The following is a 24,914-nucleotide window of genomic DNA, read 5'->3' as shown; positions in this document are numbered from 1 at the left end:
CAGGACGGTATGGGGGCTGGGGCCTGTGTCCCGATCCTGAGCGCCGGTGGGCGTGATGGTGGGCGCATGTCGCGTCGAGCGGTGTTGACCGATGCCCAGTGGGAGCGGATCTCGGAGGTTCTGCCGGACGCCGCAGGTGACATCGACTGGTCGGCGTCGATCGATTCCACGATCAACCGCGCCCACCAGCGCGCGGCCAGTCTGTCCCGGGACACAGGGGCACCGACGAACTACACGAATCCGCTCGTCGAGCCGGCTGGTCACGCCCTGGGCCGGTCCCGCGGCGGGCTGTCGACCAAGGTCGCACCATGCCTGTGATGGTCGCGGTCGGCCGCTGGTCGTCCGCGCGCGCGATCCGGCGCCTGGTTCGTCCCTGGCTACGCGGACAAGGAGACGTGCCCTAGGACCGACTTCGCCGGCGCATCAGCTCCCCCCGGAGGCGGGGACGAGCACGGTCAGATCTGCAGCGACATACCCACCGCCGCCGTCGCCGTCGTCGGGATCCCCGCAGCCGGCCAGTCCCAAGGTGACAAGGGCCAGCACGGTCACCAGCGACGTGCGCAGGCGCACAGCACGGCGACGGGCAGCATCAGGGGTCGACGAGTTCGTCAACGTTCCGGCCACGAGTTCCCCTCCGGCAAGGCGCACTGTCGGGAGGGACAGCATGCTCCGTGCGGGCAGCGCGCGCGATGTGATCCAGGAACGCCCCAGCGGGTCGGTGTGCCCGTTGCCCCTGCCAGAGCCAGTCGTCGAGATGAACTCGTGACGGCGGTCGGGCGTCGACGGGCCGCTCGTCACCGGATCAGACGTCTCCGCGGGAACGTCGGCGAGCGGCGCCCCTGACGGCGTCTCCGCGGGGCATGTCGGCGGTCCGGCACTGTCCGCGGGTGGGCCGGTCACGACATGAGAGCCGAGTGCTCGACGGGCGGCTTCGGAGCATCTCTCGGGCGAGGCCGACCGCCGGTCCGGGACCCGCGGACCGGACCCAGTCAGAGTCTGGGCAGTCCCAGCGGCCGCGGTGACGGGGCCGGGCCTGCTGCGCCCTCCCAGGAACTGGACCGAGGGGTACAGAGCGCCTGAGCGGGGTAGATGCGCTGCCGGCACACAGGGGGCGCACCCGTTGCGCACGTCCGCCGAGGAGGCCAGATGAGGCGCTGACCTGGCAGGGCACCCGGACAGGCGCACGGCAACCGCTGGGGCGACGAGATCTTCCAGATGGAGCAGGACGGCTGCATCACGGTCACCCTCGAGCCCTGACACCGCCTGTTGGCCAGCACCCATGACGCAGCCCGAGCACCCGGCACCGCAACCACCCCGGAGGACACACGTGCAACCGAACAACGAACCGTCGACCGCCACCACGGTGGCCCGGGGAATCCTCGCCGGCGTCGCCGGGACCGTGGTGATGACCGCGTTCCAGAAGCTCATCGAGATGCCGCTGACCGGGCGCCCGGAGAGCTACGCGCCCGCGGACTTCGCTGAGAAGGTCCTTCCTGTGCACCCCACGACCCCCGAGGGGCGCCGGCGGCTGAACTACACGACCCACTTCGCCCTCGGCGGCATGTGGGGCACCGCCTACGGCGTCGCCGCCGCCAACGGTCTGCGGGGACAGAAGGCGGTCAACACCGTCTTCGCGGTCGTCTACACCGGCGATGTCCTGCTCAACACCGCGCTCGGGCTGTACCAGCCGAGCAAGTGGACGGCCAGGGACTGGGTCGTCGACATCGTGGACAAGTACGTGCAGGCCCAGGCGACCGGCGCCGTCTTCGACCGCGTCCTGGACCCCGCCCGCACGTCCTGACGGTGCTGCCGAGCCGGCGCTGCACACCGCCGCCGAGGAGATCACCCGGGCCGGCGGGACGGCGCTGGTGGCGCCACCGACGTGGCGGTGTGGTCGCAGGTGCAGCACCTGGCGCAGCACTCCCGCGAGCGCTTCGGCCGGATCGACGTCTGGACCGACAACGCCGCGGTGTCCGGCTACGGGAGTTCAGCACGCTGCCTGTCGATGCCCGGGTGGACGCGGACGTCCCTCACCCTCCGCCCCGCTGCTCCACCTCCAGGTCCACCCGTTCGTCGACGAAGCACAGCAGCCCTCGCACCGCCTCGGCGTCGTGGAACGGTTCTGGATAGGTCCAGACCAGGTCCTTCTCCAGCCGCTCCCCCACGCGCAGCGACCAGTAGTGGGCGACGCCCTTGTACGGACAGCGGGTAGTCGTGTAGCTGGGCTCGAGAAGGTCGGCGCGCACATCCTCGCGCGGCAGGTAGTACCGCACCGGCAGACCGCTCTCGAGGAGCATCCGCGGCCGGGTCGACTCAGCGATCACGGTACCGTCGATGCTCACCCGGACCTGGCGGGAACTCCTGAGCACGTCGATGCGGGTGTACGGATCGCGTGGGTGGACGAAGACCTCCTCGTCCTCCTCGAAGACCCCGTCCATGGCGTCCCAGTCGAAGGCCACCAGCCCGGTCACCGCGGCCGCCGACGGGGGTGGTCGCTCGAAGGCGTAGGCCGCGTCAACCGCCCGCCGGTCCCCGGCCTGCACGCTCCAGTACGTCCCCTCCCCCATCGCCGGGTCGGACCTGCGGCGTTCGCTGGGTTCGAACAGGTCGGTCCGCACGTGCTCGCGGGGGAACAGGTACGTGGGCGTTCGACCCGGCGGGTGCAGCAGACGGACGTCGGTGCTGTCTGCCACCGTCTCCCCGCCGAGAACGACCCGCACGCGCCGCGGCGACCGTTCCACGTACATCACGTGCTCGGGCGGCTGCGGATCGAAGTTGAACGATCCCGCAGGGGCCGCACCGAACGGCCCGCTGCCCTTGGTCAGGCTCACTCACCGCGGCTACCCGAGCCACTCCGGCCGACACGTCGCCGGACCACGGAGCGGACCCGGGGACGGCATGACTGCTGGGGACGGTCGTCGACCGGATTCGCTCGCGGTGCGGCGTGCTGTCGGCACCGACCCCGTGTAGACCCGCCCTACGCCTGAGAACCGTCAGCTGCGGGGGGCGAACGAGATCCTGGGGAGCGCGTCGGCGTTCTTCGCGGGGCTCGACCACGCGTTCCCCGCGACCGGCCCCGACCGGCTGTGGGTCGCCGGCGCCGCCTACCGCCGGACCTCCACCGGGGACAGGAGCTCTTCGCCGTCCGTGCTGAACGATCCGCCGACCGGGTGTCCTTCCGTCCGAGCGTCTACTCGTGGTCAGGGTCCCGGTTTGCAGGCCAGGGACAGCGCATAGTCACCGTTTCGGTCGGTCCACCAGCGGACCAGCTCCAGTCCCGCGGCGCCGAGCTCGGCCTCGACCACCGGACGGCGGAACTTCGCGCTGATCTCGGTCCGCAGCTCCTCCCCCTCGGCGAAGGGCACCTCCAGGTCCAGCACGCGGACCACCTGGGCGCGGACCGACCGCAGCCGCATCTCGATCCACTCGTGCTCGGCGTCCCACACCGCGACGTGCTCGAACGCCTCTGGCACGACCTGCGCATCCAGCTCCCGGGCGAGCACCCGCAGCACGTTGCGGTTGAACTCCGCCGTGACCCCGGCCGAGTCGTCGTAGGCACGCAGGAGGCGGTGGGGGTCCTTGACGAGGTCGGTGCCGAGCAGCAACGCATCGCCCGCGGCCATGCCGGTGGACAGGGTGCGCAGGAAGTCGGCGCGCTCGGCGGGGAGCAGGTTGCCGATGGTGCCGCCGAGGAAGGCGAACAACCGCCTGCCCCCGGTCGGCAGCAGGGGCAGGTGATGCTCGAAGTCCCCGACGACGGCGTGCACGACCAGCTCGGGATACTCCTCGAGGACGGCCGCACCTGCCTGCCTCAGCACGGACTCGTCGACGTCGAAGGGCACGAAGCGGTTCAGACCGCCGGCCTCGCGCAGGGCATCCAGCAGCAGCCGGGTCTTCTCCGACGTCCCGCTGCCCAGCTCGACGAGGGTGTCGGCGCAGGTGAGGGCCGCCACCTCGTTCGCGTGCTCCACCAGCAGGGCGCGTTCTGTCCGGGTCGGGTAGTACTCCGGCAGCCGGGTGATCGCATCGAACAGTTGCGAGCCCCTGGCGTCGTAGAACCACTTCGGCGGCAGGGTCTTCGGGGACGCGGTGAGCCCGGCGCGGACGTCGTCCTCGAGAGCCCGTCGCATGGCCGAGGGGGGCAGGTGCCGCTCCAGCTGCAGCGCGGCAGTGGTCGACACCGGGGTCCCGGGGTCGGGCGGGCAGGCGGTCGTCACAGGCGTCCTCGGGTCAGGCGGGTGAGGTCGGGCAGCTCTGGGGTCACGACCTGGCGAGCCGCAGGCCCGAGAACGCCCACCGGGCGGACGCCGGGAAGAAGTTGCGGTACGTCAGCCGCTCGTGACCGGCGGGCGTGGCGCAGCTCGCCCCCCGGAGCACGTGCTGGTCGGACATGAACTTGCCGTTGTACTCGCCGATCGCACCCTCGACCGGCACGAACCCGGGGTAGGGCAGGTAAGCGCTGGAGGTCCACTCCCACACGTCCCCGATCATGTGCCGCCCCGCCGGGCCCGGGTGCAGCCGCTGCGGGTCGAGCAGCTGGCCGCGCAGGTGAGCCACCGGCCGGGCGGCGGTCTCCCACTCGAACTCGGTCGGCAGGCGAGCGCCGGCCCAGCGGGCGTAGGCGTCCGCCTCGTAGAAGGAGACGTGGCACACCGGCTCGCCGGGCACCAGCGACCGGCGCCCGGCCAGCGTCCACGTCGTCCACTCCCCGTCCTGCTGGCTCCAGTACTCCGGTGCCCGCCCGCCGGTGCGGCCGATCGTGTGCCAGCCGTCGGAGAGCCAGAACTCCGGCCGCTCGTAGCCGTCGTCGGCCATGAACGCCAGCCAGTCCTCGTTCGTCACCGCCCGCTCGGCGATCTCGAACGGTTCCAGCCACACCCGGTGCGCCGGCCCCTCGTTGTCGTAGGCGAAGCCCGTGCCGTCGTGGCCCACGTCCACGAGCCCGCCCTCGACCGCGCGCCAGGTGAGGGCCGGCGACGGGGTTGCGGGGTCCAGAGGGCGGGACGCGTAGACCTGCCCGAACGGCTGGCCACCCAGCAGGTGCTTGGCGTCCATGATCAGCAGCTCCTGGTGCTGCTGCTCGTGGTTGAGCCCCAGTACCACCACCGCAGCCTGGTCCTCGTCCAACCCGTTCGACACCAGGTCGGCCAGCGCCGCGTCGACGTGAGCCCGGTACCGGCCGATCTCCGCGGCGCCCGGCCGGGTGATCAGCCCTCGCTGCGGGCGTGGGTGCCGCGGTCCGACGGCCTCGTAGTAGGAGTTGAACAGGTACCCGAAGGACGGATCGTAGGGAGCGCGCCCCGCGGGGCCGAGCAGGAACTCCTCGAAGAACCAGGACGTGTGGGCCCGGTGCCACTTGGTCGGGCTGGCGTCCGGCATCGACTGCACCGTCTGGTCCTCCGCCGAGAGAGGCGCGGCCAGGACCTCGGTCAGCGACCGGACGTCGAGGACTCGGGTGCGCAGATCCGAGGCGGAAGGGGCAGTCAGGGTCATCGGGCCTCCAGGCCGTCGGGTGGGTCGCCGGCAGCGGCACAGGCGCGATCGCTCGAGGGCGCGCTGTACCCCCGGCCGCCGGATCCCATTCCTCGTCGTGGCTCCGGCCACCTGGCTCGCTGTCCGGTCCAGGCCTGCCGTCGCTCCACGCCCCTCCGACCAAGCCACTGCTCCGGGGATCAGACCCGCGCGACCAGCGCAGCTCGGAGGGGCGGCGTCCCTAGAGGGACGGGTCACCCTCCGGCACCTCGGTCGCGATCACCTCGGCCACCTTCGCGTCGTCGCCGGACAGCCCGTCGGCCTCCTCGTGCTCGTCATGGAATGCCAGCCACTGCATCCCGAGGGCCTCGCGCTGCTCCTCGTCGACGGCCTCCTTGAAGGGAGGGAAGAAGTCCGTCTCCTCCTCGGCCATGTGGTCGGCGTTGACCTGTCGCGCGTTGCGCACCGCCTCCCACCAGCCCTCGCTGCCGACCTCGTGCTCCCCGACGGCGGCCGCGGCGTGCCGGATCTCGTTGTGGTCGTGTACGCCCTCCGCCGTCTCCTGCTCGCCGTCCGCCTCCTGCGCGAGCAGCGGGTAGAACAGCTGCTCCTCGGCTACGGCGTGCACTTCGAGCTTGGCGTGCAGCGCCTCCCAGGCAGCGGCGAGCTCCTCGACGGGCAGGTCGTCGAGCGCGGTGAACTCCCGCCGGAAGACCTCGTGCTCGGCCAGGACGAGGGCAGTGATCTCGAAGTCGGACATGGCACGTCTCCTACCCGCACCACCCGCATGCACGCTGTGCGGGAGCAGTAGGCCCGCCGCGGCCGACTCGCGTGCTGACCTCGGCGTGCAGCCTGCAGGAGCGCGCCGAGCCGGCCATGCCGGTTCGGTCCCAGTCATCCCTCCGCGACTCGGTTCCGGCGTTGCAGCAGAAGCGCCGCCCGCGACCCTTCCAGTGCGGCACGGAACCGATCCCGCCCCCCGTGCCGTCCTCCGGTCATGGAGACCGTTCAGGCCCGGATCCAGCCGCCCCGCCGGCCGTCACGATCGCGCATCGACGCTGGTCGGCGGCCTGAGCACTGGCCTACCGTCCGCGCCATGCGGCGCTTCCTCGCTCCAGCGGTGCTGGCCCTGGCGCTGCTCGCCGGCTGCACGGGCCCGTCCGGCGGGGAGTCGGGCAGCGCGGACGGCGCCACCGGCGGCGGTGCAGTTGCTCCCGTACCGGCTGCCCCGGGCCTCGACGAGAGATCGCCGGCCGACGAGGACCGGCAGGTGGTCACGACGGCCACCGCCGCGCTGGCCGTCGACGACCCGGCCGAGGGCGCCCAGCGGGTCAGCGAGCTGGTGGAGTCCGTCGGCGGCCGCGTCGACGAGCGCACCGTGCAGGCCACCTCCGGCGCGGACGGCGTCGACGGGGTCGTCGCCGACCTCGTCCTGCGCGTGCCGGCCGACGCGCTGACCGGCGTCCTGGCCGACCTGGAGGAGCTCGGCGACGTCGAGAGCGTGTCGGTGTCGCGCTCCGACGTGACCGCCACCGTGGTGGACCTCGACGCCCGCATCACCGCGCTGCAGACCTCGGTGGCCCGACTGCTCGCCCTGATGGACGACGCGGCCACCACCGAGGCCCTGCTGGAGGCGGAGCAGGCCCTCTCCGAACGGCAGCAGGAGCTCGAGTCGCTGCAGTCCCGGCGGGCCGCTCTCGCCGACCAGGTGGAGCTGTCGACGCTCCGGGTGCACCTGACGCCCTTCGGCGTGGCGCCGGCCGGCGGCCCGGACGGGTTCCTCGACGGGCTGGGCACCGGATGGCGGTCACTGGTCGCGGTCCTCGGGGAGACCGTCGTCGTGCTCGGCGTCCTCCTGCCGTGGCTGGCCGTCGCCGCGGTGGCGGCCGGGGCGGTCCTGGTGCCGCTCCGGCTGGCCCGGCGGCGGGCCGCGGCCCCGGCGTCGACAGCCCAGGCGGAAGCGGCGCCGCCGCAGGAGTGAGCGGCGGGCACCGTCGTCACTGCGGCGCCGGGGACGACTCGGCCTCCGGCGCCGCACCGGCCGGCGCCGGCACGGTCACGTCGTCGACGAAGCAGTAACCCCAGCTCTCCCCCGGCTCGGCCGAGGTGATCAGCGGGTGATCGGTGGCGCCGGCGTGGGCGCGGGCGTGCCGGCGCGGCGAGGAGTCGCAGCAGCCGACGTAGCCGCAGCTCAGGCAGGTCCGCAGGTGCACCCATTCGGTGCCCTCCTGCAGGCACCCGATGCAGCCGGGCGCCTGCGGAAGCACCGGCTGGGACGCCCCGGCGTGACCGCAGCCGCTGCCCTCCGGCCACGCGTACCGCACCACCCGGGCCGTGTCGACGACGGTCCGCTCGCGGCCCGGGTGCACGACCGGGTGCCCCAACTCGGTGAGGACCGAGTGCAGCAGCGCCTGGCCGGAGAGCCGGTCGCGGTCGAGGATGTGGTCGGCCCCGGCGTCGGCCAGCTCGGCGACGTCGACGGCGCCCAGCGGCCGGGCCACGATCGGGGCCCTCGTCACCGCGCGGGTGGCGGCGACCACCCGCACCGCCTGCTCGGGGTCGTCCTCGGCGACCACGGCGAGCCGCGCGTCCGGCACCCCGGCCGTCCGGAGGATCTCCGCCTTCGTCGGGTCCCCTCGCACCACCGCGTGCCCGGCGGCCTGCGCCTGCGCCGCCCCGTCCGGGTTGAGCGTGGTCATCACGACGCCCATCCCCCGGCCGCGCAGCGTCGCGGCGAGCTCCAGCGCGGTGGGGCCCCACCCGATGATCGCGACGTGGTCGCGGGGCGGGCCGCCGTCGTGCACGGCATCGACGGCGGACGAGGCCCGCCGCGTCCGGTCGATCCGGGCCCCGGCCGCGGCCAGCTGCGGGGTGAGCAGCATGAGCAGCACCGTCGTCGCGACGACCACCTGCGCGCCGTCGTCCCCCAGCCCCAGCGGGGCCAGCCCCGCGGCGGTGCCCACGGTGAGCAGCACGAACGAGAACTCGCCCAGTTGCGCGAGCAGCAGACCGGTCGCGACGGCGGTGCGCACCGGGATGCGGGCGGCGGTGGCGGCCACCGCGGTGGTCAGCGTCTTCACCACCAGGACCACCGCCGCGGCGCCCAGCACCAGCGGCAGGTTGGCCAGCATGAAGCCCAGGTCGAGCAGCATGCCCACCGAGACGAAGAAGACCGCGCTGAACACGATCTGGAGCGGCATCACCTCGGCGAAGGCCTGGGTGCTGGCGCGGCTCTCGCTCACCACCAGGCCGGCCAGGAAGGCACCGAGCGACACGCTCACCCCCGCGAGCGCGGTCAGGTAAGCGGTGCCGAAGCAGATGGCCACGATCGCGAGGAGGAACACCTCCGGCGAGCAGGTGCGCGCCACCACGTCCAGCACCGTGGGCATCACCCGTCGGGCGACGACGAGGACGACGGCGATGACCGCGACCGCGGTGAGCAGCGCCCACAGCAGCGACCCGCCACCGGAGCCCTCGCCGTCGGCACCGGCGCCCAGCAGCGGGACGACGAGCACCATGGCGACCACCGCCAGGTCCTGGGCGATCAGCACGGCCAGCGCCAGCCGACCCCGGACGCCGGAGGTCTCCCGCCGCTCCCCCAGCAGCTTCAGCACGATCGCCGTGGACGACAGCGCCAGCAGGAACCCGGTGAACAGCCCGTCGCGCCAGCCCCCACCCGCGGCGAGGGTCAACCCCAGGCCGCCGCCGGTCGCCAGCACCAGCTGCAGACCACCGGCGACCGCGATCCAGGTCCAGACACGGGCCAGCCGCTCCAGCGAGAACTCGATCCCGATGGTGAACAGCAGCAGGATGACGCCGATGTCCGCGGCGGCCTCCACGGCCTCGCCGCTCTCGACGATGCCGAGCTGGGCCGGGCCGATCAGGACGCCGGCTACCAGGAACCCGACGATCGGGACGACGCGGACGCGGGCCGACACGTATCCGATCACCGCGGCCGCCACCACCAGGGCCGCGGTGGGCCCCAGGTAGCCCGGCACCGAGCCGGCCGCGGTGACGAGGTCTGCCTCGGACGACATGCCCGACATTCTGCGCGCCGCCGACGGGGGTGCCCATGGCCGTGCGCAGCACGCGAGGTCCGGGGAATCCCCGGCACCTACGGGCGTTGGACAGCAGCGAGCCGATGTGTCGGCTGCCGGCGGAGGAGGAACGCTCATGGCTGTGCCGCCCGCGGCCGGCCCGGGCCTGCGCATGGGTACGCCCCAGGGGCGCTGGGTCCTGCTCGCCACCGTCCTCGGCTCGGGCGTGGCCATGCTGGACGCGACGGTCGTGAACGTGGCCCTGGAGCGCATCGGGGCCGACCTCGACGCCGACTTCTCCGGCCTGCAGTGGACGCTCAACGCCTACACGCTCACGCTCGCCGCGCTGATCCTCCTCGGCGGCTCGCTCAGCGACCGCTACGGACGCCGCCGGATCTTCGTCGTCGGGGTCGTCTGGTTCGCTCTCGCCTCGCTCCTGTGCGGGCTGGCGCCCGACATCGGCACCCTCGTGGCCGCCCGCGCGCTGCAGGGCGTCGGCGGGGCGCTGCTCACCCCGGGCAGCCTGGCGATCATCTCGGCCTCGTTCTCCGGGTCCGACCGCGCCGCCGCCGTCGGGGCGTGGTCGGGACTGACCGGCGTCGCCGCCGCGATCGGCCCGTTCGTCGGCGGCTGGCTGGTCGAGTGGAACTGGCGGGCCGTCTTCCTGATCAACCTGCCGCTGGCCGTCCTCGTCATCGCGGTCGTGGCCCGGCACGTGCCCGAGTCCCGCGACCCGGCAGCCGCCCGGCAGCTGGACTGGACCGGGACGGCGCTGGTGGCTGCCGGCCTCGGCGCGCTCACCTACGCCCTCACCGCCGCCGGCGACCCGGCGGCCGGGCCGGAGGTGTGGCTCTGGGGCGCGGCCGGCGCCCTCGCCCTCGCCGCCTTCGTCCTGGTGGAGCGGCGGTCGCGGCACCCGCTGGTGCCCCCGTCGCTGTTCGCCGACCGGCAGTTCACCGCCACCAACGCCGCGACCCTGTTCGTCTACGCCGCACTCGGTGCCCTGTTCGTGCTGCTCGTCCTGCAGTTGCAGGTCGTCTCCGGGTTCAGCCCGCTGCTGGCCGGGACCGCGCTGCTCCCGGTCACCGCCCTGATGCTGCTGTTCTCCGCGCGGGTCGGGGCGCTGGCCCAGCGGATCGGGCCGCGACCCCTGCTCACCGCCGGGCCGCTGGTGGCCGCGGCGGGGGTGCTGCTCATGCTCCGGATCGGCCCGGACGCCTCCTACCTGGGCGACGTCCTACCCGCCGTCGCCCTCTTCGGGGCGGGCCTGACCCTGCTGGTCGCCCCGCTGACCGCGACCGTGCTGGCGTCCGCCGCGAACCGCTACGCCGGCGTCGCCTCCGGGGTCAACAACGCCGTTGCCCGCGCGGCCGGCTTGCTCGCGGTGGCCGTGGTCCCGGTCGCCGCAGGGCTCGGTGGCAGCGACTACACCGACCCGCCGGCGTTCGCGGACGGTTTCCGCACCGCCCTGTTCATCCTGGCCGGCCTTCTGATTGCCGGCGCGCTGGTCTCGGTGGCATTCGTGCGACGGCCCCTGGGCGACGACGCGACGGTGCCCGAACCGGCACCCGCTCCGGCACCGGCGCCAGCACCGGCCGCAGCTCCTACCGCTGCCCGACCAGGTCCGCCCTGACCGGAGGGACTCCGCGCCTGGGTCCGTGCCGTCAGCCCCGCGGGCGGACGGCGGCGCGGACCGACGCCCGGACGGCCCAACCGGTCTCCGCCTCGGTCGCCCGCCGCCACACCGGCTGCCGGCGGTGCTCCAGACGCGCCAACCGGGCCTCCAGGTCGGCGACCCGCGTGGCCTCCGGGCCCACGACCCGCGGGCGGGCGGCCAGCGTGGCCAGGCCCTCGGTCAGCCCGGTGACCAGCCCCGCCGCGTCGTCGGGAGCGAGCCGCGCCGTGCCGACGCAGGTCTCGCCGCGCCAGAGGCTGAGATTGACCACCCCGTGCTCGACGTGCGTCGAGACCCGGACCGCTCGTCCCTCGCCACGGGCATCCCACGTCCATCGCCCGTGAGCGGGCAGTACCACCGCCGTCATCGCCCCAGGCTGGCCCTGCCGCGGTCCGGGGTCAAGCAGAAGCGGAACGTGGCGGACTCGGCGATGGCCCGCTCAGTCGAACTCGGTCGGTAGCCCGAGGGCGGCGAACAGCTCGCAGTCGAGGTTGAGGAAGCTGGAGATGTGGGCGATCCGGCCGTCCTCGATCTCCAGCACGTGCAGAGCCCACGGCACGTGACCACCGCCCTCGGCCGGGCGGTACTGCGCGATCGCCGGCGTCCCGTTGGCGGAGGTCTCGATCAGCCGGGAGCCCTTGCAGCCGGCGCCCGGGCCGGTCATCCAGGTGCCGATGTCCTCCCGGCCCTGCAGCCACATCTCGAACGGCGGCATGTGCTGGGTGGCGTCCTCGTGCAGCAGCTGGACGAAGGCGTCGATGTCGTAGCGCTCGAACGCGTCCAGGTAGCGGGCCAGCAGCGCGCGGTCGTCGTCGTCCAGCGTCCGGGGCGCCGGGCGGCCGCCGACGTCGGCGAGCGTGGCCCGGGCCCGCTGCAGGGCGCTGTTCACCGAGGCGACCGTGGTGTCGAGCAGCTCGGCGACCTCGTCGGCCTTCCAGCGGAGCACCTCGCGCAGGATCAGCACCGCCCGCTGCCTGGGCGGCAGGTGCTGGAGCGCGGCCACGAAGGCGAGCCGCACCGACTCGCGGGCGACCGCCTGCTCGGCCGGATCACCGTCCTCGGGCAGCACCTGGCGGTCGAGGACCGGCTCCACCCACGCCGAGGTCGCCCGGCGGCCGGCCAGCGAGGCCTCCACCGGCGGGTACGGCGAGCCCGCGAGGTCCATCGGCAGCGCCCGGCGCTGCCGGCCCGACAGCTGGTCGAGGCAGACGTTCGTGGCGATCCGGTACAGCCAGGAGCGCACGGCGGACCGGCCCTCGAAGTCGGCGAGCCCACGCCAGGCGCGGACCATCGTCTCCTGCACCGCGTCCTCGGCGTCGAAGATCGAGCCGAGCATCCGGTAGCAGTAGCCGGTCAGCTCGCGGCGGTGCTCGAGCAGCCGCGGGTCCAGCTGGTCGGTCGGGCCGAGCGCGACGCTGGTCACCTGACATCCCCCTCCGGTCGATGTGCGCGTCAGCAGACCACAGCGCACCGACAGAACGGGAGCCCCGGAGCGATGAGCTCCGGGGCTCCCGGTGGTCGGACCGGCTGTCTCAGCGGGTCGGTGTCACCCCGTCACGGGCGGAGCGCATCACTGGTAGGTGATCAGCTCCGGGTCGGGCTCGACGTCGGAGATCGTCTGCTCCGGGGTGAGCATCGGGATGTCCTCGTCGTAGAAGTTCTTCCAGCCCCACCGCAGCCCCTCGGGCGCGTCCCGGCGCAGCACCGTCCAGGTGCTCTGCTTGGCGCCCTGCCCGCCCTGGCCGTCGGCGTGCACCATGATCGCCAGCTCGTCGCGGCTCATGTCCAGCCGCTCCCGGCCGGGGATCATGTCGAGCCGGAACTGGTGCAGCACCAGCAGCTTCTGCGGCAGCTGGTTCTCGCGGGTCAGGTCGGCCAGCCAGTGCACCACCCGGTTGACCTCCTCGATGTCCACCGAGCCGATCTGGACCAGGTGCACCTCGTTCGGCCCCAGCCGCCACTCGGGGTCGAGCGCGAGCCCGACGTGCGGCATCTCCAGCAGCGGCCGGTACAGCTCCGCCTGGGTGACGAAGTCGGTGCGCCCCGGCTGGAGGTCCAGGACGACGTACATCCCGGCCTCGCCCGCCGCCTCGACCCAGGGCCGCAGCTCCTCGATGTCGGCCTCGTTCGAGTAGTCGCCGTCGGGCCCGGCCGACGACGAGGCGATCGTCGCGATGATCTCGAACGCCGGCACGACGGTCTGGTCGACCAGCGGCTCGTACGGGGCCGCGTGCGCCCGCGCCCGCTCGATGGCGGCCTCGAGGGGCTGCTCACCCATCAGCCCGAGGGCGCCGGTGCCGGGGTGCCCGTAGAGGGCGACGAGCAGCGTGCCCGGGAAGAGCGTCTGCCCACCGCCGGGGAGCTCGACGCCGGTCGCCGCCGTCTCCACCTTCCAGTCCAGGCCGTCCTCGGCGCCGAAGCCGGCCCCGAGCGCGACCACGCTGTCGGTCTCCTCCGCCGCGACGGCGTCGATCGCCTCCTGGGAAGCACGCGGGTCCGTCGTCCCGCCGGTCAGCACCACGCGGGCACCGGCCGCGCGCGCGGTGGCGATCCCGGCGACCGACTCCGGTCCGCCCGCGGCGAGCACCACCGTCTCCTCGAGCGGCTCGGCGCGCTCCACCTCCGGCAGCACCTCGTCGACGTCGTCCCCGGCGGACTCCTCCGTGCTGCTCTCCGTGCCGTCCTCCGCGCCGTCCTCCGTGCCGCCCTCGGTGCTGCCTTCCGTGCCGCGCTCCGTGCCCGGCTCGGGCCGGAGCGCCGCCGGCTGCGCCGGGTCCAGCGCGGCCACGGCGGCGGCCTCGTTGTCGGCCGGCACGGGCTCGCCCTCGGCCAGCTCCGTGCCGGTCACCGTGGCGACGTCCTCGGCGTCGGCCCCGAGCGCCAGCACCGCCACGTCGGACCCCTCGGCCGGCCCCGAGGCCTCCCCGACGGCCAGGACGGTGTCGACGCCGAGCCGGTCCAGCTCCGCCGTCACCGGCTCGGGGGTCTGCCGGCCGGTCGTGACCAGCAGCGGCACGCCCAGCGCGACCGCCGCGGAGGCGCCGAGCAGCATCCCCGCGCGGTCGTCCTCGGCGGCGAGCACCGCGACGTCGGAGGACTCGAACAGCGCCCGGCTGGTGCTCACCGCCGAACCGACCGGATCGGGGTCGGCGACGACCGTCAACCGCTCGCCGGGCGCGGAGGTGGCGACCTCGGCGACCACCGCCTCGTCCTCCCCCACCTCCTGCGGGCCCTCACCGATCGATCCGGTGCAGCCGGTCAGCAGCGCCGCGCTGAGCGCGAGTGGGAGTGCACGAGAGCGCACGAGGGCCTCCGTCCGTCGGGGTGCGCCGGCGGTGCGGGAACACGGCGACGGCGGCGCGGGCGACGCCCGACCCTAGCCCGAGATCGCAACCGGCCGGGTCCCTGGACAGCGCCCAGGTGCGGGCGGGACGATCCGCGCCGGCACGGACACCGCCGAGCCACCGCCTCCACCACGGGTCAGCCGCGGCCGAGCGCCCGTTCCATGTTCTCCACCATGCGGGCGAGCACGGTGACCGCCCGCTCGTACTCGTCCCGGGACATCCCGTCGGCGGCGTGCCGGCGCACCCGGCCGACGGCGCGCCAGACCCGGTCGTGGGCGGCCGCGCCGTCCTCGGTCAGCCGCAGCGCCCCGGCCGCGGGGCGGGTCACCCAGCCGCGGGCGGTCAGGTCGGCGACCACCGGCCCGACATCCACCGAGAAGTCGCGCAGCACGTCCCGGGGGCCGGCGTCCCCCTCGGCCAGCGAGTGCAGCACCTGCCAGTGCCGTCGCGTCAGCCCCTCCGGGGCGACGGCTGCGTCCACCGCCTCCTCCAGGAGCGCGTCCAGCCGCTTGACCCACCAGCCGACCGGCCGCTGCTCCTGCGCCATGCGGGGCATCCTGGCACCGGTATCCCTGGTCGGCTCGCGGATCCGCACGGTCACCGCCCGGAACCCGTTGGCGCGGTGTCCGTGCGTACCGGTAGACAACGGGCGTGCCCGACGATCTCGCCGCCCAGCTCCGCCCGATCACCACGGACGAGTGGCCGGCGTTCTCACGGGCCATGTACACGGTGTTCGCCGAGGAGACGCCCGCCGACTTCACCGAGCGCCCCTCCTCGGTCGCCGAGCTGGACCGGTCGCTGGCGCTGTGGGACGACGACCGCGTCGTCGCCACCGCCGGCCTGTACAGCCGGACCCTCGCCGTCCCCGGCGCCGTGGTCCCCTGCGCCGGGATCACCTGGGTCACCGTGGCCCCGACCCACCGCCGCCGCGGGATCCTCAGCGCGATCATGCGCCGCCAGCTCACCGAGCTCCACGAGCAGCAGCGCGAGCCGGTGGCCGGGCTGTGGGCCGCGGAGTACCCCATCTACGGGCGCTTCGGCTACGCACCGGCGACCGTGGAGGCCCGGTTCTCCGGCCGCACCGAGCGGCTGAGGCTGCGCCCGGACGCCGACCTGGGCACGGGCCGGGTGGAGCAGGTGACCGCCGAGCAGTACCGCCCGGCCGCCGAGGCCGTGCACCGGGCGGTGCACCGGTGGGTGCCGGGGAACATGGTCCGCGACGAGCGCTGGTGGGACCGGCAGCTGCGCGACGACCCGACCCAGCGGAAGGGCGCCACCGAGCGGCAGTACCTGGTGCACCGGGAGGCCGACGGGATGGTCACCGGGTACGCCGCCTACCGGGTGAAGGGCGCCTGGACCGACGCCGGGGAACCCGACGGCACGCTGACCGTCGAGGAGGTGCGGGCGACGAGCACCCCGGCCTACGCCGCGCTCTGGCAGCTGCTGCTGTCGGTCGACCTGGTCCGGACGGTGACGTATCCGGCCGCCTCCCCCGACGACCCGCTGCGCTGGCTGGTCACCGACGGCCGCGCGCTGCACAGCGCCCCCGTCGACGGGTTGTGGGTGCGGCTGGTCGACGTCGACCGCGCGCTGGCCGCCCGGCGCTACCCGACGCCGATCGACCTCGTGCTCGAGGTCCGCGATCCGTTCTGCCCGTGGAACGCCGGGCGCTGGCGGCTCTCCGGCCATCCCGCCGGTGGCTACTGCGGGCACACCGACCGGGACCCCGACATCGTGCTCGGAATCGAGGAGCTGTCGGCCGCCTACCTCGGTGGTGTCTCGCTCGCCGCGTTGCAGGGCGCCGGACGCGTCACCGAGGTCAGCCCCGGAGCGGTGACGCTGGCCAGCGCGGCCTTCGGCTGGCCGGTCACGCCGTGGTGCCCGGACAGCTTCTAGCGGTCGACCACCGGCGTCATGGCGTAGCGCCACCCGGTGCGCCGTGGACGCCCGGGCAGGTCGGCCCGCCCGGTCGCCCAGCGGAGCGTGGCCAGGGAGTCCTCGGCCGGCGGCGCGTCGGGGAACAGGCGGGCCAGCACCCCGGCCGCCACGTCGACCGGCGGGCTCCAGGTCAGGCCGAGCGCGGTGGCGACGTCGTCGCCGTGCACGAGCAGCTCGGCGCAGCCGATGGCGGCGAACCCGGCCGGGTCGGCGACGCCGTGCGAGTGCCAGCCGCGGTCGCCGGCGCCCGCACCCTCGAGGGTGCGGGCCAGCACCTCACCCCACGCCGCGATGCCTGCGGCGTGCGTGGCGAGGTCGGCCCCGGGCCGGCGGACCAGGTCGTTCGCGGACACCTCCGCGGGCCCGGCGGCCAGGTCGTGGGCGTAGAAGGCCAGGCAGCTGGCCAGGTGCGCGGCGATGTCGAGGACGGAGCCGTCCATGACGGGGACGGCGGCGGTCCCGTCGGGCACCCGGTCCAGCAGTTCCCGGACGGCGGCTGCCGACCGGCGGACGGCGTCGGCGTCCGGGGCCGTCAGGGGTGCCGTTCGCGGGTGGGCAGGCCACCCGCCGGGCGGTGCCGGTCGCGCTCGTAGTCGGAGATCAGCCCGATCCGCCGCACGTGCCGCTCGTCCTCGCTGAACGGCGTCTTCAGGAACTCGAGCACCAGCGCCGTCGCCTCGTCGTCGCTGTGCTGGCGGGCGCCGATCGACACGACGTTGGCGTCGTTGTGCTGGCGCGCCAGCTGCGCGGTGGCGGTGTTCCACACCAGGGCGGCCCGCACCCCGGGCACCTTGTTGGCGGCCATCTGCTCGCCGTTGCCCGAGCCGCCGATGACCACGCCGAGCGAGCCCGGCTCGGCGACCGTCCGCTCCCCCACCTCGAAGCAGAACGGCGGGTAGTCGTCCTGTGCGTCGTACTCGAACGCACCGCAGTCGACCGGCTCGTACCCGGCCTCGGTCAGCGCCTGCTTCAGGTGCTCCTTGAAGTCGAGGCCGGCGTGGTCGGTTCCGACGAAGACGCGCATGGCGAAATTCTGTCAGCCTCGTCCCGTGGCGGTGCTGGGGGTGGACGGCTGGCGCGGACGCTGGGTGGGTGCGCTGCTCGACGGCCGCTCGGTGACGCTGCTGGCGCTCGACGACGTGACCGCCGTGCTCGCCGTCCCCGGGGTGGACGTCGTGGCGATCGACATGCCGATCGGGCTCTCGGACGACGGCGTCCGCGCCTGCGACGTCGCGGCGCGTGACGCCCTGCGCGGGCGGGGCGCCGCCGGCTCGGTGTTCCCGGCGCCGGTCCGCGCCGTGCTGGCCACCGACGACTACGCCGAGGCGCGGCGGCTGTCGGTGGAGGCGTCCCGCGGCCGCTCGCTGTCGGCGCAGTCCTTCGCGCTCGTGCGATCGATCCGCGACCTGGACACCGCGCTCGGCGACCCCTCGGATCCGCGGGTGCACGAGGTGCATCCCGAGCTGTCGTTCCGCGAGCTGGACGACCGGGTGCTCGCCCCCAAGGCCTCCGCACGCGGGCTCGCACAGCGGATCCGGGCGCTCGGGCCGGTGATGGACGTGCTCGACGCCCTCGCGGTGGGCCCCGACCACCTGCCGGCGGTCGACGCCCTGGACGCGTGCGCGGCGGCGTGGTCGGCCCGGCGGATCGCCGAGGGGACGGCGGGCTCGGTGGGCGACGGCACCCGGGACGCGCGGGGCCGGCCGATGCGGATCTGCTGGTGAGCGCCCGGCTCAGGAACCGGTGACCCGCCGGACGACCGACAGCGGGAGGACGCGCAGCAGACCGGCGACCGCCCGCCACGGCCACTCCGGCACGTAGCCGCGCACGGGCTCGCGCTCGATGACCTCGACGAGCGCCTTGACGCCCTTGTCCAGCCCCACGGTGAGCGGCCCGCGGCGGCCGACGTTGATGTCGGTGGCGATGTAGCCGGGCAGCACGGTGGAGACGACGACCTGCGAGCCGTACACGTCCGACCGGATCCCCTCGGCCAACGCGTTCAGCGCGGCCTTGCTGGCCCCGTAGGCGGTCCGGCTGCCGGGCATGCCCCGCACCGACGCCACCGACGAGATGAGCACCAGGTGGCCCATGCCCTGACGGCGGAACAGCTCCATCGCCGCCTCGCACTGCGCGTGGGAGCCGAGCACGTTGGTGTGCAGGACCGCGCGGTTGCCCGCCGCCCCGCCGCTGCCGACCGAGGCGCCCTTGCCGATGCCGGCGTTGACGATCACGCGGTCGAACCCGCCCAGCCGGTCGGCCAGGTCGGCGAACGACGTCGCGACCGAGTCCGGGTCGTCGACGTCCATCGGCGCGACCTCGACCCGGATGCCCGGGTGGGCAGCGCGCAGCTCCCCCTGCAGGGCCTCGAGCCGCTCGACGCGGCGGGCGCACAGCGCGAGGTCGCGGCCCATGGCGGCGAACGTCCGGGCCATCCCCTCGCCCAGACCGGAGCTGGCCCCGGAGATGAAGATGCGCTGACGTGTGGGGTGCGGCATCCCGACAGGATGCCGCACCCCGGACCGGCCGGGCACGCCGGCGATCAGCGCGAGCGGGTGAGCTCCAGGGCGTCGGCGGGGACCGAGTCCATGTCCGGGCCGGAGGTGCGGGTGCGCTTGAGCTCCCAGAAGTCGGGGAGGTTGGCGAGCAGGACGGCGCCGTCGAACGCCCGGCCGGCGTCCTCACCGGTGGGCACCTTGCTGATGACCGGGCCGAAGAAGGCGACCCCGTCGATGTGCATGACCGGGGTGCCGACGTCGTCACCGACCGGGTCCATGCCCGCGTGGTGGCTCTTCTCGAGCACCTCGTCGTACTCGGTGGACCGCGCCGCCGCGGCGAGCTCCGCGGGCAGCCCCACCCGCTCGAGCGCCGGCGCGATGATCTCCGCCAGCTCGCGGCCCTCGTGGTGCCGGAGGGTGCCCATGGCGGTGTAGAGGTCACCGAGCACCTCGTCGCCGTGCTGCTGGGCGGCGGCGATCGCCACCCGCACCGGCCCCCAGGCCTGCTCCATCATCTCCTGGTAGTCCTCGGGCAGGTCGCGGCCGCGGTTGAGCACCGCGAGCGACATGACGTGCCAGTGCAGGTCGATGTCGCGGACCTTGGCGGCCTCGAGCACCCAGCGGCTGGTGAGCCAGGCCCACGGGCACAGCGGGTCGAACCAGAAGTCGACGCGGGCCCTGGTGGGGGCGCTCTGCACTGCCTCGGTCATTCGGTTGCTCCTCGTCCGTGGCCCGGGCAGGTGCGCCCGGGGGCCGTCTCTTGTGGCTCGAAAGCCAGGTGGGAGGCGGCTTGTTCCCGGGAGCACCCCGCGCACGGCGGGCGGGCCGTCACCCCCGCATGACAAGCTGCCGCAGTGGCCGTACCCAACCTGACCCGCACCGATGCCGCCGCGCGCGCCGAGCTTCTCGACGTCCAGAGCTACGACATCACCCTCGACGTGACCGACGGCGCCGGCCACCCCGGCGAGCACACGTTCCGCTCGGCCACGACCGTCGAGTTCACCTGCCGCCGGCCGGGCGCGGAGACCTTCATCGACCTGGTCGCCGAGCGCGTGCACTCCGCGACGCTCAACGGCACCGAGCTGGACGTGACCGCCTACACCGAGGAGGGCGGCCTATCGCTGTCCGGCCTCGCGGAGACCAACACGCTGGTGGTGACGGCCGACTGCCGCTACACCAACAGCGGGGAGGGGCTGCACCGCTTCCTCGACCCGGAGGACGGGCAGGTCTACCTCTACACGCAGTTCGAGCCGGCCGACGCCAAGCGGATGTTCACCTGCTTCGACCAGCCCGACCTCAAGGCGACCTTCACCCTGCACGTCACCGCACCGTTCGACTGGCAGGTCATCTCCAACACCGGCGACCGCACCATCGAGGCCGGGGCCGGCGGCTCGCAGCTGGCCCACTTCGCGCCGACCAAGCGCATCTCCACCTACCTGGTGGCGCTCATCGCCGGCCCCTACGCGAAGGTCACCGACCTGCACGAGGGCATCCCGCTGGGGCTGTACTGCCGTGCCTCGCTGGCGCAGTACCTCGACGCCGACGAGCTGTTCCGGGTCACCAAGCAGGGCTTCGACTTCTACCACCGGGTGTTCGACTACCCGTACCCGTTCGACAAGTACGACCAGCTGTTCGTCCCCGAGTTCAACGCCGGTGCGATGGAGAACGCCGGCGCGGTCACCTTCCTCGAGGACTACGTCTTTCGGTCGAAGGTGAGCCGCGCCCGCTACGAGCGCCGTGCGGAGACGATCCTGCACGAGCTCGGCCACATGTGGTTCGGCGACCTCGTGACCATGCGCTGGTGGGACGACCTGTGGCTCAACGAGTCCTTCGCCACCTACATCAGCACCCTGTGCCAGGCCGAGGCGACCGAGTACACGACCGCGTGGACGACGTTCGCCAACACGGAGAAGGCCTGGGCCTACGCCCAGGACCAGCTCCCCTCCACCCACCCGATCGCCGCCGACATCCCCGACGTCGCCGCGGTCGAGGTGAACTTCGACGGCATCACCTACGCCAAGGGCGCCTCGGTGCTCAAGCAGCTGGTGGCCTACGTCGGCCGGGAGGAGTTCCTGGCCGGGGTGCAGCGCTACTTCCGCCGCCACGAGTACGGCAACACGACGCTGGCCGACCTGCTCGGCCCGCTGTCGGAGAGCTCCGGGCGCGACCTCTCGGAGTGGGCCGACCAGTGGCTGCGCACCAGCCAGGTCAACACCCTGCGCCCGGTGTACGAGCTCACCGACGACGGCCGCTACGCCCGCTTCGCCATCGAGCAGACCGCCGTGGCCGAGCACCCGGTGCTGCGCAACCACCGGCTGGCCGTCGGCCTCTACAGCGAGGGGCCCGAGGGCCTGACCCGCACCCACCGCGTGGAGCTCGACGTGGCCGGCGCCCGCACCGATGTGCCCGAGCTGGCCGGTCACCCGGCCGCCGACCTGGTGCTGGTCAACGACGACGACCTCACCTACGCCAAGCTGCGGCTCGACGAGCGCTCACTGGCGACGCTGCGCACCCGGATCGGCGCCATCCCCGACCCGCTGGCCCGGGCGCTCTGCTGGTCGGCGGCCTGGGACATGACCCGCGACGCCGAGCTCCCCGCCCGCGAGTGGGTGCAGCTGGTGCTGGCCGGCGTGGGGGCCGAGAGCGAGAGCAGCGTCATCCAGTCGCTCCTCGCGCGGGTGCAGGCCGCGCTGTCCTCCTACGCCGACCCGTCGTGGGCGCCGACCGGCTGGGCGCAGCTGGGCGACCACGCCCTCGCGGCCATGGACTCCGCCCCGGCCGGGAGCGACCAGCAGCTGCTGTGGTCGCGCACCCTCGCCAGCGCGGCCCGCACCGAGGAGCACGCCGACGCGCTGCGCGGCCTGCTGGACGGTTCGCGCACGGTGCCGGGCCTCACGGTCGACGCCGACGCCCGCTGGGCCTTCCTGCACGGACTGGTCGCGATCGGCGCGGCGGGCGACGCGGAGATCGACGCCGAGGCCGAGCGGGACGCCACCGCCACCGGGATCCGGCGGGCGGCCACGGCCCGGGCCCTGCGTCCGACGGCGAAGTCGAAGGAGGAGACCTGGGAGCGGGCGTTCACCGACGAGACGCTCCCCAACGCCGTCCACGAGGCGATGCTGCAGGGCTTCTGGCACTCCGCCCAGCGCGAGCTCACCGCCGGATACGTGGACCGCTACTTCGCCGAGGTGCGCCCGGTGTGGGAGCGGCGTCCCGGTGAGATCGCGAAGAACGCCGTCCAGTACCTGTTCCCGCCGGTGGTCGAGCCGCGCACCATCGCGGCCGCGGACGCCTGGCTCTCCGACGCCGAGCAGCCGCCGGCGCTGCGCCGGCTGGTGTTCGAGGGCCGGGACGGCATCGCCCGGGCGCTCCGAGCCCGGGAACGGGACGCCGACGCGGCCGGCTGAGCCCGGCCCCGCACACGACGGAGCCCCCTCCACCGCCTGGTGGAGGGGGCTCCGTCGTGTCCGGCCCGGCGTCCCGGGCGGCGTCCGTCAGGGGCGCAGCCCCGAGGGGTGCCCCGCCTGGTCGGAGAGCTGGCGCAGCCCGTTGACGATGCCGCCCACCAGGTCACCGGCGCTGAACGCGCTGGTCATGGAGAGGACGGCGAGCGCGCAGGCGCGGTCGGGCAGCCGGCGGGAGGCACCGGCGCCGGTGACGACCTCCACCACCCGTTGACCGGGCGAGACGGCGATCAGCACCGCGTCGGTCGGGTTGGCACCGGACCGGGCGTGCAGCTCCTCGGCGTGCGTGCGGGTGGGCGTGCGCAGCTCGCCGATGTAGAGCGTGAAGCGCAGCCCCGTCTCGCGGGAGGACATGGTGAGTGCCTCGTCGAGACGCGCGAGCTCCCGGTAGCTGAACACCTCGTCCAGCGGCCGGGCCACCTCGGTGCGCGAGGGGAGGGTGTAGTTCGTCGCGGTGTCGTGGGACTGGGTGTCGAGGGGGCGGGTCATCGCCGGTCTCCGGAGGTGGTGGTCGGAACGTCGGACTGGGTCACCGGGGCGCCGTCACCAGGTCCCGCGGGCGCCGCCGAGCGGGCCGGCGTGCTGCGGGATGCGGGCGGCGGTGGCACCACCGCGGGGCTGGCCGGCACCGGCACCGGTGGTGCCGGTGGCGAGCGACGGGCCGGTACCACGCTCGGCGTCCAGGGCACGCTCGCTCGGCTGCTCCGGGTACATCGACGAGCCCAGCGCCGCGGTGCCGCTGCCGGGGACGGCGGCGGGCCCGTGGGCCGGTGCCGGGTCGTGCGCGTCCTCCCCCGTGTGCGCGGGGTGCGGCTCGTACCAGACCGGGTCGTACTCCCAGGGCTGACCCGGCTTGTAGCGGGGACGCCGATCCTTGCCCGGCCGGAGCGTCAGCAGCGCCAGCACGGCGATGATGGCCAGAGGGATGCCGGCGAAGACGAGGTACCACTCAGCGTCGAACACGAAGGACAACTTACCGGGGACCCGCCGCGTTCATCCGCTCATGGCCCAGACGGCGGGGTGGCGTCGGGCCCAGGGCCGGGCGACCTCCAGTTGGGCCGACAGCGACACGAGCGTCGCCTCGTCGGCCGGGCGGCCGACGAGCATGGTGCCGACGGGCAGGTCGTCGGCCGTCCAGTGCAGCGGGACGCTGACCGCCGGCTGCCCGGTGGCGTTGAACAGGGCGGTGAAGGCGGCATAGCGTTTCTGCCGCTCGAAGTCCGGCCCGCCCTCCCCGTCGAGGCCGAACCAGCCGATCGGCCGCGGCGTCATGGTGAGCACGGGCGCGAGCAGCACGTCGAAGCCGGCGGTGGCCTGCAGGAACTGCCGGGAGAACTGCCGCAGCGCGAACATCGCCTGCATCGCGTCCCGTGCCGAGAGCGCCAGCCCGCGGTCGCGCATCCACCGGGTGAGCGGCCGCAACCGGTCGACCCGGTCGGCGGGCACGGGCAGCGTGGTGGCACCCAGCGCCCAGGCCCGCTCGAAGGACGGCAGCACCGCGGGGTCCAGCAGACCGGCCGGCACATCCTCGACGGTGTGCCCCAGCCCCTCCAGCAGCCGGGCCGCGTCGTCGAACGCCTCGCCGACCTCCGGATCGAGGTCCGTCCCGGGCACCGCCGACTCGGTGTACCGCCCGATCCGCAGCCGGCCGGGCTCCCGGTCGGCCCACCCGAGGAAGCTCTCCCCCGGCGGCAGCGGCGGGGCCCAGAACGGGTCGCCGATCTCCGGGCCGGCCATCGCGTCGAGCATCGCGGCGGCGTCCCGCACGGTGCGGGCCAGCGGCCCGCTGGTGCCCAGCCCGGTCACCTCGCTGCCGTACGGGGCGTTGCTGATCCGGCCACGGGTGGGCTTGATGCCGACCAGGCCGTTGATGCTCGCCGGGATGCGGACCGAGCCGCCGCCGTCACTGCCCTGGGCGAACGGCACGAAGCCGGCGGCCACGGCGACCGCGGCTCCCCCGCTGGAGCCACCGGCCAGCCGCGAGGGATCCCACGGGCAGCGGGCGGGGCCGACCAGCTCGTTGTCGGTGTAGCAGGGGAAGCCGAACTCCGGGGTGTTCGTCTTGCCCACGCTGATCGTCCCGGCGGCGGCCAGCCGGGTGACGACGGCGTCGTCGACCGCGGGGACGAAGTCGGCGAGCGCGGCGGAGCCGAACGTCGTCCGGACGCCGGCGGTGTTGTTGAGGTCCTTGATCGCGGTCGGGACGCCCAGGAACGGCGGCAGCTCCCCGCCTTCCCGCAGCCGTGCCTCGGCGGCCGACGCGGCGGCGCGGGCCCGCTCGGGCGTCACGGTGACGAAGGCGCCGAGGTCGGCGTCGAACGCGTCGATGCGGCGCAGGGCGTGCTCGACGAGCTCGGTCGGGCTCACCTCCTTCGCCCGGACGGCGGCTGCCTGCTCGAGCGCGGTGAGGTCGTGCAGCTGGGTCACGCCCGGCACGCTAGTCCCGGGTGCAGGACCGGGCCCTGACGGTGCTCCTGCTCCGGCGAGGG

General features: G+C 74.2%; 23 protein-coding genes. 7 read left to right on the top strand and 16 right to left on the bottom strand.

The window, feature by feature from the left end:
* The first annotated feature begins 66 nt into the window (after positions 1–66).
* Complete coding sequence (locus ABDB74_RS06060) at positions 67–318, top strand: hypothetical protein (RefSeq protein ID WP_407062153.1); 252 nt, start codon at positions 67–69, stop codon at positions 316–318.
* Positions 319–1,327: 1,009 nt separating this feature from the next.
* Positions 1,328–1,801, top strand: a complete 474-nt coding sequence (locus ABDB74_RS06055; protein ID WP_346622540.1) for a hypothetical protein — start codon at positions 1,328–1,330, stop codon at positions 1,799–1,801.
* 229 nt (positions 1,802–2,030) lie between these two features.
* Here the strand turns inward: ABDB74_RS06055 and ABDB74_RS06050 are convergent, their stop codons facing one another.
* The 4 genes from ABDB74_RS06050 to ABDB74_RS06035 form a co-directional block, all read right to left on the bottom strand.
* A complete protein-coding gene (locus ABDB74_RS06050; RefSeq protein ID WP_346622539.1) occupies positions 2,031–2,831 on the bottom strand; it encodes a DUF427 domain-containing protein in 801 nt (266 codons plus the stop codon).
* 369 nt (positions 2,832–3,200) lie between these two features.
* A complete protein-coding gene (gene egtD / locus ABDB74_RS06045) occupies positions 3,201–4,181 on the bottom strand; it encodes an L-histidine N(alpha)-methyltransferase (protein ID WP_346622537.1) in 981 nt (326 codons plus the stop codon).
* Positions 4,182–4,260: 79 nt separating this feature from the next.
* Entirely contained in the window at positions 4,261–5,493 is a 1,233-nt protein-coding gene (gene egtB, locus ABDB74_RS06040) for an ergothioneine biosynthesis protein EgtB (RefSeq protein ID WP_346622535.1), read from the bottom strand.
* Between the two features lie 220 nt (positions 5,494–5,713).
* A complete protein-coding gene (locus tag ABDB74_RS06035; protein ID WP_346622534.1) occupies positions 5,714–6,232 on the bottom strand; it encodes a hemerythrin domain-containing protein in 519 nt (172 codons plus the stop codon).
* A gap of 336 nt (positions 6,233–6,568) precedes the next feature.
* Here ABDB74_RS06035 and ABDB74_RS06030 point away from each other — a divergent pair, with 336 nt between their 5' ends.
* Entirely contained in the window at positions 6,569–7,453 is an 885-nt protein-coding gene (locus tag ABDB74_RS06030; RefSeq protein ID WP_346622533.1) for a DUF4349 domain-containing protein, read from the top strand.
* Between the two features lie 16 nt (positions 7,454–7,469).
* On the opposite strand, the gene ABDB74_RS06025 is transcribed toward ABDB74_RS06030, so the two are convergent.
* A complete protein-coding gene (locus tag ABDB74_RS06025; protein WP_346622531.1) occupies positions 7,470–9,509 on the bottom strand; it encodes a cation:proton antiporter in 2,040 nt (679 codons plus the stop codon).
* A 136-nt stretch (positions 9,510–9,645) separates the two neighbouring features.
* Between ABDB74_RS06025 and ABDB74_RS06020 the strand changes: the two genes are divergently transcribed.
* Complete coding sequence (locus tag ABDB74_RS06020) at positions 9,646–11,142, top strand: MFS transporter (protein WP_346622529.1); 1,497 nt, start codon at positions 9,646–9,648, stop codon at positions 11,140–11,142.
* 31 nt (positions 11,143–11,173) lie between these two features.
* On the opposite strand, the gene ABDB74_RS06015 is transcribed toward ABDB74_RS06020, so the two are convergent.
* The 4 genes from ABDB74_RS06015 to ABDB74_RS06000 form a co-directional block, all read right to left on the bottom strand.
* Entirely contained in the window at positions 11,174–11,455 is a 282-nt protein-coding gene (locus ABDB74_RS06015) for a hypothetical protein (RefSeq protein WP_346622528.1), read from the bottom strand.
* 168 nt (positions 11,456–11,623) lie between these two features.
* Positions 11,624–12,607: a sigma-70 family RNA polymerase sigma factor gene (locus ABDB74_RS06010; protein ID WP_346622526.1), complete on the bottom strand. Its 984-nt coding sequence runs from the start codon at positions 12,605–12,607 to the stop codon at positions 11,624–11,626.
* A gap of 147 nt (positions 12,608–12,754) precedes the next feature.
* Positions 12,755–14,488 carry a hypothetical protein gene (locus tag ABDB74_RS06005; protein WP_346622524.1) on the bottom strand — a complete coding sequence of 578 codons (1,734 nt, stop codon included), beginning with the start codon at positions 14,486–14,488 and terminating at the stop codon, positions 12,755–12,757.
* A 176-nt stretch (positions 14,489–14,664) separates the two neighbouring features.
* Complete coding sequence (locus ABDB74_RS06000; RefSeq protein WP_346622523.1) at positions 14,665–15,075, bottom strand: MarR family winged helix-turn-helix transcriptional regulator; 411 nt, start codon at positions 15,073–15,075, stop codon at positions 14,665–14,667.
* Positions 15,076–15,179: 104 nt separating this feature from the next.
* Here ABDB74_RS06000 and ABDB74_RS05995 point away from each other — a divergent pair, with 104 nt between their 5' ends.
* The gene (locus tag ABDB74_RS05995; RefSeq protein ID WP_346622521.1) at positions 15,180–16,424 is read left to right on the top strand and encodes a GNAT family N-acetyltransferase; all 1,245 of its coding nucleotides are present in this window, start codon (positions 15,180–15,182) and stop codon (positions 16,422–16,424) included.
* On the opposite strand, the gene ABDB74_RS05990 is transcribed toward ABDB74_RS05995, so the two are convergent.
* Together ABDB74_RS05990 and ABDB74_RS05985 are read right to left on the bottom strand one after the other, a co-directional pair.
* Positions 16,421–16,936 (bottom strand): hypothetical protein, encoded by a 516-nt coding sequence (locus tag ABDB74_RS05990; protein WP_346622520.1) that lies wholly within the window; start codon positions 16,934–16,936, stop codon positions 16,421–16,423. The two genes, ABDB74_RS05995 and ABDB74_RS05990, sit on opposite strands and share 4 nt — an antisense overlap.
* A gap of 62 nt (positions 16,937–16,998) precedes the next feature.
* Complete coding sequence (locus ABDB74_RS05985) at positions 16,999–17,490, bottom strand: ribose-5-phosphate isomerase (protein ID WP_346622518.1); 492 nt, start codon at positions 17,488–17,490, stop codon at positions 16,999–17,001.
* A 25-nt stretch (positions 17,491–17,515) separates the two neighbouring features.
* On the opposite strand from ABDB74_RS05985, the gene ABDB74_RS05980 reads away from it, so the two are divergent.
* Positions 17,516–18,190, top strand: a complete 675-nt coding sequence (locus ABDB74_RS05980; protein ID WP_346622516.1) for a DUF429 domain-containing protein — start codon at positions 17,516–17,518, stop codon at positions 18,188–18,190.
* Positions 18,191–18,199: 9 nt separating this feature from the next.
* Here ABDB74_RS05980 and ABDB74_RS05975 read toward each other — a convergent pair whose 3' ends face one another.
* Both ABDB74_RS05975 and ABDB74_RS05970 read right to left on the bottom strand, forming a co-directional pair.
* Entirely contained in the window at positions 18,200–18,961 is a 762-nt protein-coding gene (locus ABDB74_RS05975; RefSeq protein ID WP_346622515.1) for an SDR family oxidoreductase, read from the bottom strand.
* 44 nt (positions 18,962–19,005) lie between these two features.
* Entirely contained in the window at positions 19,006–19,671 is a 666-nt protein-coding gene (locus ABDB74_RS05970) for a DsbA family protein (protein ID WP_346622513.1), read from the bottom strand.
* Between the two features lie 144 nt (positions 19,672–19,815).
* On the opposite strand from ABDB74_RS05970, the gene pepN reads away from it, so the two are divergent.
* The gene (gene pepN / locus ABDB74_RS05965) at positions 19,816–22,368 is read left to right on the top strand and encodes an aminopeptidase N (protein ID WP_346622512.1); all 2,553 of its coding nucleotides are present in this window, start codon (positions 19,816–19,818) and stop codon (positions 22,366–22,368) included.
* 87 nt (positions 22,369–22,455) lie between these two features.
* Here pepN and ABDB74_RS05960 read toward each other — a convergent pair whose 3' ends face one another.
* Genes ABDB74_RS05960 through ABDB74_RS05950 form a run of 3 tightly spaced genes read right to left on the bottom strand, consistent with a single transcriptional unit; the run spans position 22,456 to position 24,852 of the window.
* On the bottom strand, positions 22,456–22,914 hold the full coding sequence (locus ABDB74_RS05960) for a DUF5130 family protein (protein ID WP_346622510.1): 459 nt from the start codon (positions 22,912–22,914) through the stop codon (positions 22,456–22,458).
* Between the two features lie 54 nt (positions 22,915–22,968).
* Positions 22,969–23,388, bottom strand: coding sequence for a hypothetical protein (locus ABDB74_RS05955; protein ID WP_346622508.1), 420 nt, complete (start codon positions 23,386–23,388; stop codon positions 22,969–22,971).
* Positions 23,389–23,418: 30 nt separating this feature from the next.
* Entirely contained in the window at positions 23,419–24,852 is a 1,434-nt protein-coding gene (locus ABDB74_RS05950) for an amidase (RefSeq protein ID WP_346622507.1), read from the bottom strand.
* Between the last annotated feature and the right edge of the window lie 62 nt (positions 24,853–24,914).

It is taken from the genome of Blastococcus sp. HT6-4 (assembly GCF_039679125.1).
In the GTDB taxonomy this organism is placed as follows: domain Bacteria; phylum Actinomycetota; class Actinomycetes; order Mycobacteriales; family Geodermatophilaceae; genus Blastococcus; species Blastococcus montanus.
This window is presented reverse-complemented; position numbering and strand designations above follow the sequence as displayed.